The sequence below is a fragment of the Variovorax sp. 20P10.2.4 genome, assembly GCF_058244205.1.
This window is the reverse complement of sequence record NZ_JBZAYE010000387.1, coordinates 1-7,155: the sequence shown is the minus strand read 5'-3', so window position 1 is coordinate 7,155 and position 7,155 is coordinate 1. Positions and strand designations below refer to the sequence as shown.

7 protein-coding genes are annotated in these 7,155 nt (G+C 69.5%); 5 read left to right on the top strand and 2 right to left on the bottom strand.

The genetic code is table 11. From position 1 onward, the window contains the following. A partial coding sequence (locus AC27VN_RS27790; RefSeq protein ID WP_490878622.1) for an alpha/beta fold hydrolase occupies window positions 1-192 on the top strand: 192 nt, incomplete at its 5' end. Between the two features lie 67 nt (window positions 193-259). Beyond that, window positions 260-688, top strand: a complete 429-nt coding sequence (locus AC27VN_RS27785; protein ID WP_093342362.1) for a universal stress protein — start codon at window positions 260-262, stop codon at window positions 686-688. Between the two features lie 3 nt (window positions 689-691). Here the strand turns inward: AC27VN_RS27785 and AC27VN_RS27780 are convergent, their stop codons facing one another. Further along, a complete protein-coding gene (locus AC27VN_RS27780) occupies window positions 692-1,654 on the bottom strand; it encodes an AraC-like ligand-binding domain-containing protein (RefSeq protein ID WP_490878621.1) in 963 nt (320 codons plus the stop codon). Window positions 1,655-1,833: 179 nt separating this feature from the next. Here AC27VN_RS27780 and AC27VN_RS27775 point away from each other — a divergent pair, with 179 nt between their 5' ends. The 3 genes from AC27VN_RS27775 to AC27VN_RS27765 are packed head-to-tail and all read left to right on the top strand — an operon-like array spanning window position 1,834 to window position 5,412. Continuing rightward, complete coding sequence (locus AC27VN_RS27775; protein WP_093342366.1) at window positions 1,834-2,838, top strand: carbon-nitrogen hydrolase family protein; 1,005 nt, start codon at window positions 1,834-1,836, stop codon at window positions 2,836-2,838. A 22-nt stretch (window positions 2,839-2,860) separates the two neighbouring features. Then, a complete protein-coding gene (locus tag AC27VN_RS27770; protein ID WP_490878620.1) occupies window positions 2,861-3,916 on the top strand; it encodes a phenylacetaldoxime dehydratase family protein in 1,056 nt (351 codons plus the stop codon). 56 nt (window positions 3,917-3,972) lie between these two features. After that, entirely contained in the window at window positions 3,973-5,412 is a 1,440-nt protein-coding gene (locus AC27VN_RS27765; protein WP_490878619.1) for a serine hydrolase, read from the top strand. 7 nt (window positions 5,413-5,419) lie between these two features. On the opposite strand, the gene AC27VN_RS27760 is transcribed toward AC27VN_RS27765, so the two are convergent. Then, window positions 5,420-6,955: a malonate--CoA ligase gene (locus AC27VN_RS27760; RefSeq protein ID WP_431509153.1), complete on the bottom strand. Its 1,536-nt coding sequence runs from the start codon at window positions 6,953-6,955 to the stop codon at window positions 5,420-5,422. Window positions 6,956-7,155: the final 200 nt, after the last annotated feature.

Below are 7,155 nucleotides of genomic sequence, written 5' to 3'. Positions count from 1 at the left end.
GTGCCCACGACCTTGATCGCGGGCGCCAACGACGGCGGCCTGCCCGATGCGATGCGCGAGCTGCAGGCCGAGATTCCCGGCGCCTCTCTGGAGATCGTTCCCGACGCGGGCCACCTGCCGAACATCGACCAGCCCGAGCGCTTCGATGCCGCGCTGCGCGCCCACCTGCGGCGCGCGCGGCAGGCGGCCTGAGCCGCAAGCACCCGCAAACGGTGTTGACTTCGTTGCGGCGGCCCGGTGCGGGTCCTATAACGGACGCATGAAAATCCTCATCGCCGCCGACGGCAGCGCCTTCACCCAGAAGGCCCTCGCCTACCTGATCGCCCATCGCAACATGTTCGTGGATGGCCACGAGCTCGTGGTGGTCCATGTCTGCACCGGCATCTCGGCCAACGTGGCGCGCCACCTCAGCAAGGAGGCGGTCGCCGACTACTACGCCGAGGAAAGCGCCAAGGTGGTCGACCCGGTGAAGCAATACTTCGCCGACAACGGCGTGTCGAACTTCCGCATCGACGCGCGCCACGGCCACGTGGCCGAGGAGATCCTCAAGGCGGCCGCTGCCGCGCAGGCCGAACTGATCGTGCTCGGCACGCATGGCCATGGCCTGTTCGGCCGCGCACTGATGGGCTCGGTGGCGACCAAGGTGGTGGCCGAGACCGACATCTCGGTGCTGCTGGTCCAGCAGTAGGGTCTACTGCACGCGCTGCTGCCGCCACTCGCGCGGCGAGCAGCCGAAGCGCTCCTTGAACGCGCGGCTGAAATGCGCCGCGTCGTTGAAGCCGCGGCCATAGGCGATCTCGGCCACCGGCCGGCCGGCGAGGCGCGGCTCGAGCAGGTCGCGGCTGCAGGCCTCGAGCCGCCGCTCCCAGATGTACTGCGCGGGCGTCAGCGGCTCGCTCTTGAAGACACGGTGGATCTGGCTGGCCGACACGCCGAGCTCGGCCGCGAGGCTGCCCACCGACAGCGCGGGATCGCCGAGCTGTTCCTCGATGCGCCGCTTCACGCGCGCGAGGTGGTAGGCCGTGAGGCTGCTGAGCGAGGGCGCGCTGGCGGCAGGCAGGGTCTGCAGCCCCGCCACCAGGATGTTCTGCACGCCGTTGGCCACCGCCAGCGCCGAGGCCGGCTGCAGCGTCTCGATGTCCTCGCGCAGGGTGCGGATCATGCCCAGCAGCAGGTGGCCCGCGCCCTGGCGGCCCGACACGGTGGTGGCCGTGAGCGCGTGCGTCTCGCGCAGCTCGCTGCGCAGCCGGTCGCCGGGCAGCTTGAGCACGATCTGCTCGAAGCGGTCGTCGAACAGCAGCTGGTAGGGCCGCGTGCTGTCGTAGAGCGCGAAGTCGCCGGCCTCGAGCACCGCGTCGCGCCCGTCCTGGCGCACCACGCCGCGGCCCTGGGCCTGGATGCTCACGAGGAAGTAGTCGTCGCCCGAGCGCGCGATGTGGCCCGAGGTGCGCAGCACCTTCTGCGGGCCCGAGCGCACCACCGACACGTCGAGCCCGGGCAGCGTGTGCTGGCGGATGCTGCCCTCGAAGTCCTCGGACTCGTCGGGCCGCACCGGATCGCAACCGAGCTGCACATAGACATTGCAGATCATGTCGGTCCAGTAGGCCAGCCGCTGCGATCGCGCAACGGCATCGGTGCTGAGCAGCGTGTTCATCGGTGGCATCTCGAAAAACGGGGATCGGCGGGCATGCAACGCAGGAACAAGAACGCCGCAAGTTGCGGTCAAGGCGTTCGCAGGCGGCGAATTTACGCTTCAAGCAACCCGCATGCCACCGCGCAAACCCGCGCCGGAGCGCCGCGGCGAATCCACGTTCTCCACCGAAAGGCCCCGCCATGCCCACCACCGTTCATCCCAAGCTCCGCGTCGCCGCCGTGCAGGCCGCGCCTGTGTTCCTCGACCTCGACGGCACCATCGACAAGACCATCGCCCTGATGGCGCAGGCCGCCGCGCAGGGCGTGAAGCTGATCGCCTTTCCCGAGACCTGGATCCCCGGCTACCCGTGGTGGATCTGGCTCGACTCGCCGGCCTGGGGCATGCAGTTCGTGCAGCGCTACCACGACAACTCGCTGGTGATCGGCTCGGTGGAGTTCGAGCGGCTGCAGGCGGCCGCGCGCCAGCATTCGATCTGGCTCTCGTTCGGCTTCAGCGAGAAGGCCGCGGGCAGCCTCTACATCGCGCAGGCGCTGATCGACGACCAGGGCCAGGTGGCGCAGACGCGCCGCAAGCTCAAGCCCACGCACGTGGAGCGCACCGTGTTCGGCGAAGGCGACGGCGCCGACCTGCACGTGGTGCCCACCGCCATCGGCAACATCGGCTCGCTGTGCTGCTGGGAACACCTGCAGCCGCTGAGCAAGTACGCGATGTACTCGCAGAACGAGCAGATCCACTGCGCCGCCTGGCCGAGCTTCTCGCTCTACCGCGGCGCGGCCAACGCGCTGGGCGCCGAGGTCAACAATGCCGCCAGCCAGGTCTATGCGGTCGAGGGCGGCTGCTTCGTGCTCGCGCCCTGCGCCACGGTGTCGAAGGCGATGAGCGAGCTGATGTGCACCGACGCCGGCAAGCAGCAGATGCTGGGCGTGGGCGGCGGCCATGCGCGCATCTACGGGCCCGACGGCTCGGCCCTGGGCACGCCGCTGCCCGAGACCGAGGAGGGCCTGGTGATCGCCGACATCGACCTCGGGATGATCTCGCTCGCGAAGGCCGCGGCCGATCCGAGCGGCCACTACTCGCGGCCCGACGTCACGCAGCTGCTGCTCAACAAGACGCGCCGCGAGCCCGTGGTGGTGCAGCTCACGCCCGTGCCGGAAGGCAACGCGGCCGAGCCGGTCGAGGCCTGAGCGCGCACGAAGGAGCCGCGCCATGGAATCCGCCATCGACGAGCACCTGAGGTGCCCGCGCACGCGCACCCGCCGCGTGGAAGACGACTACACACCGCCCTACCCCGTCTGGTCGGCCCGCGCCGACCGCGCGGTCACGCAGGTGGTGATGGGCTACTTCGGCGTGCAGTCGCTCGGCGCCGCGCAGCAGGGCCGCGCCTGCGCCGCGCTGATGCGCATCGCGCGCGACTTCGCGCGGCCCGACGGCCCGCTGCACCACGACCTCACGCACTATGTCGATGCCGAGGGCCACGACAACATGATCGCGATCGCCTACTGGACCGACCCGGCGGCCTTCGCGCGCTGGAGTGCAACGCCCGAGGTCGACGGCTGGTGGCAATCGGACGAGCGGCTGCACGAGGGCCTGGGCTATTTCCGCGAGATCGTGTCGCCGCGCGTGCAGCACTTCGAGACCATGTTCAACACGCCCGACCGGCTCGAGGGCATCGGCGTGGCCATGGGCGGCGTGAGCGGCGAGCTGCAGGAGCATGGCTACTGGGGATCGATGCGCGACCGCATCCCGCTGTCGCAGACCGATCCGATGTCGCCCTCGGGCACGCGCGCGGCGATCGGCGCCGCGCCCGCGCCGGGCCGGCGCGTGCGCATCGCGGGCCACGAACACGTCGCGATGATCCGCTCGGGCCAGGAATGGACCGACACCACCGGCCAGGAACGCACGCTCTACCTCGAGGAGATGGAGCCGGTGCTGTGCGAAGGCATGGACTTCCTGCGCGACCAGGGCCTGGCGATCGGCTGCTACAGCAACCGCTACATGCAGCATCTCGATGCGCAGGGCGCGCCGCTGCAGAAGTCCTTCGGCCTGAGCTTCTGGCGCTCGCTGGCCGACATGGAGCGCTGGGCCGAATCGCATCCGACCCACGTGGCGATCTTCGGCAGCTTCATGCGTTACGTGCAGGCGCTGAACTTCCAGCTGCAGCTGCGCGTGTACCACGAGGTGTCGGTGCTCAAGGCCGACGAGCAGCGCTACGAATACATCAACTGCCATGCGCGCACGGGACTGATGAACGGCATGGGTTGAGAGCGCCGCATGACGGATGCCTTAGGATTCGCGCCCCGAACCCTAGGACCCCGATCATGTGGCGCGAATTCGAAAGCCTCGTCGAAAGCTCGATGAAGGAATGGAAGATCCCGGGGCTCGCGCTCGCGGTGATCGAAGATGGCGAGGTCTCGCTGCTGAAGGGCTATGGCGTGCGCGACCTGCGCGGCAACGAGCCCGTGACCGCCGACACGCAGTTCCTGCTGTGCTCGATCACCAAGTCCTTCACCGCAGCCGGACTCGGCCTGCTGGTCGACGAGGGCCGGCTCGCCTGGAGCCGGCCGGTGCGCGAAGTCATTCCGGAGTTCCGGCTGCACGATGCGGTGGCGACCGCGCAGCTCACCGTGCGCGACCTTTTGAGCCACCTCAGCGGCCTGCCGCGCCACGACTGGCTGCACATGCCGGCCGACCTGACGAGCGCGCAGATGCTGCCGCTGCTGCGCCACCTGGTGCCGAGCCGCGAACTGCGCGAGGCCTTCCAGTACTCGAACCTCGGCTACATGGTCGCGGGCATCGTGATCGAGCGCCTCAGCGGACAGGGATGGCAGGACTTCGTGACCGAGCGGCTGCTCAAACCGCTGGGCTTCACGCACTACGGCTTCGGCATCGACGCGCTGGTGGCGGCCGCCGATGCGGCCCGCCCGCACACCATGGTCGAGGGCGATCCCGTGCCGGCGCAGCTGTGGCCGGTGCCGACGGCCGCGGGCGGCGGGCTCAATGCCAGCGCCGCCGATCTCGCGAAGTGGATGCGCTGCCTGCTCGACGAAGGCCGCGTGGGCGACACACCGCTGCTGTCGGCCAAGACGGTGCGCGAGATGGGCATGCCGCGCGCCTGGATGTCGCGCTCCGAACATGCGGAGATCGGCGATTCGCATTACGGCCTGGGCCTGTTCTGCGAGAACTACCGCGGCGACCGCACGCTCGCGCATTCGGGCTCGTGGTTCGGCTGGGCCACGCTGATGACCGTGGTGCCCTCGCGCCGCGCGGGCGTGGCGGTGCTGACCAACCGCGCGCCGGGTGCCGTGCCCTCGATCCTCACCTTCTCGGCGCTCGATCGCATCGCGGGCCGCGAGCCGGTCGACTGGTTCCAGCGGCTGCTCACGAAGCGCCGCGCCGACCTGGTGCAGCAGCGGATCGACGAGAAGGCGCGCACCGACCGGCGCCGCACCGGCACACAGCCCAGCCATGCGCTCGAGGAATATGCGGGCCGCTACGAGCATCCGGCCTACGGCTGCATCGAGATCGCGCACGAGGGCGACCACCTCGCCTGGCACTGGCGCGGCGCCGCCGGCGCGCTCACGCACTGGCACTACGACATGTTCGTCACGCCGGACCGGCCGACGGTGTTCCACCCCGACAACCTCGCGCTGAGCTTTCTCTACGACCGCGCGGGCCGCATCGACCGCATCGCGGTGCCCTTCGAGCCGATGGTGGAGGACATCGTGTTCAGGCGCGCGAAGGACGCGCCCGAGGCCTAGAAAAAAACTAGGCGAACAAGCCCTTGTGCTCGCCGCGCAGCAGCGCCTTCTGCACCTTGCCCATGGTGTTGCGCGGCAGCTCCGGCACGATGAAGCAGCGCTTCGGGATCTTGAAGTTCGCGAGCTTCGCCTTGAGCTCGGCCACGATCGCGTCGCCATCGAGCGTGGCGCCGGGCTTGGCGATGACGATCGCCACGCCGACCTCGCCGAAGTCGGGGTGCGGCACGCCGACCACCGCGCTCTCGGCCACGCCGGCCATCTCGTTGATGTAGCCCTCGATCTCGGCCGGATAGACGTTGTAGCCGCCGCTGATGATCAGGTCCTTGCTGCGCCCGACGATGGTGATGTAGCCGCGGCCGTCGATCTTGCCCACGTCGCCGGTCTTGAAGAAGCCGTCGGCCGTGAACTCCTCCTTGGTCTTCTCGGGCATGCGCCAGTAGCCCGCGAACACGTTGGGACCGCTGACCTCGATGCCGCCGATCTCGTCGGTGGTGCAGTCGCGGCCCTGGTCGTCGCGCACGCGCAGCTGCACGCCCGGCAGCGCGAAACCGACGGTGCCGCCGCGGCGCTCGCCCTGCTCGGGGCGGTAGGGGTTCGAGGTTAGCATGATGGTCTCGCTCATGCCGTAGCGCTCGAGGATGGTGTGGCCGGTGCGCTCGCGCCACTCGTCGAAGGTCTCGATCAAGAGCGGCGCAGAACCCGCGACGAACAGCCGCATGTTGCGCACCGCCTCGCGCGTGAGGCCGGGCTCGGCCAGCAGGCGCACGTAGAGCGTGGGCACGCCCATGAACACGGTGGCCTCGGGCAGCTTCGCGGCGATGCGCTTGGGATCGAACTTCGAGAACCAGAGGATCTTGCTGCCGTTGAGCAGCGCGCCGTGCAGCGCCACGAACAGGCCGTGCACGTGGAAGATCGGCAGCGCGTGGATCAGCACGTCGCCCTCGGTCCAGCCCCAGTAGTCCTTGAGCACTTCGGCATTCGACAGCAGGTTGCCGTGCGTGAGCATCGCGCCCTTGCTGCGTCCGGTGGTGCCGCTGGTGTAGAGGATCGCGGCCAGGTCGTCGGCCGACTTCGTGGCCGGCTTGTGCACGTCGCTGCAACTGGCCGCGACCTCGAGCAGGGTGCCGCTGCGGTCGTCGTCGAGCGTGAACACGTGGCGGGTGCCGGCGGCCGTGGCCAGCGGCGCCACCCAGGCCGCGTTGCGGCTGGTGCAGACCACCACCGCGGGCTCGGCGTTGCCGATGAAGTACTCGATCTCGGCGCTCTGGTAGGCGGTGTTGAGCGGCAGGAACACATAGCCCGCGCGCAGGGTCGCGAGGTACAGCAGCATCGCCTCGACCGACTTCTCGACCTGCACCGCGATGCGCGCGCCCTTCTCGAGCTTCAGCGCATCGAGCAGGTTGGCGATCATCGCGCTCGCGCGGTCGAGGTCGCGCCACGAGTACGCGAGGCCGTTGTCGGTCTCGACCGCGATGGCATCGAGGTCGGCGGGAAAGGCCGCGCGCAGGGCGGCGAACAGGTTGGCGTTGGCGGTCTTCTTCATCGGTCGGACTTCACAGGAGGCGGAAAACGAAAGGCGGGTCAGAAATCGGGCGCGCGCTTGGCGAGGAAGGCGGCGATGCCTTCGCGGTGCTCGGCCGAGTCGGCGTAGTCGTAGGCGGTGGCGACCAGCGCGGCGACCGGCTCCACCTCGGGCGGCGCGGTGTTGGCGCCGGTCACGGCATGGTGCAGCACGGCGAAGGT